This window comes from Bacillus cereus group sp. N21 (assembly GCF_016483395.1).
Lineage (GTDB): Bacteria > Bacillota > Bacilli > Bacillales > Bacillaceae_G > Bacillus_A > Bacillus_A pseudomycoides.
Genome location: NZ_JAEHBX010000229.1, coordinates 1 through 555, shown reverse-complemented (window position 1 = coordinate 555; position 555 = coordinate 1). Strand labels below are relative to the sequence as shown.

Genomic DNA, 555 nt, shown 5'->3' with positions numbered 1-555 from the left:
TCATACGGACACTTCCTCCTTGAAACCCATTGTAAGGACTTAACTAAGTTGTGTCCATATAACTATACTAACTCTATTCCATTAACTCAGCGAGAATTAGCAAAAAAAATAGGGAGACATGAAACGAAAGTTAGTCCTTTGGTTAGAAAATTAATTGATAAAGGAATTATTGCTCGTTCAGAGAGTGGTGTTGATGATAATAATGTTAGGGCATATGCTTTGTTTATAAATCCTCATGTTATGTTTTCAGGGAATAGAGACGAGGTCAACCCAACACTTAAAGCTATGTTTAGAAAGGTTCCTAAACAACTTAAAAATTTACCTATTAAATTATTTTGAGTCTACTTTAATTAGTAGACTTTTTTTGTTAATTTCGTACTTACCAAAAACGGTAAGTACGAAAAATCCTGAAACCCTTGGTATTACTGGGTATTTTCTACTTTGGTATGCTTGTCCCTTCTCACTCTATATAGAAATGGCTAAAAGTTCCGCAAGGAACGGGTCGTATTTTCTTTCGCTTTGCTACAGAAAATCTCCACCCTTTTCGCTTTGCTA

General features: G+C 34.4%; 1 protein-coding gene. It reads left to right on the top strand.

The window, feature by feature from the left end; translation table 11 throughout:
- On the top strand, window positions 1-339 hold a 339-nt coding region (locus JDS96_RS30625; RefSeq protein WP_242480040.1), incomplete at its 5' end, for a MarR family transcriptional regulator.
- Between the last annotated feature and the right edge of the window lie 216 nt (window positions 340-555).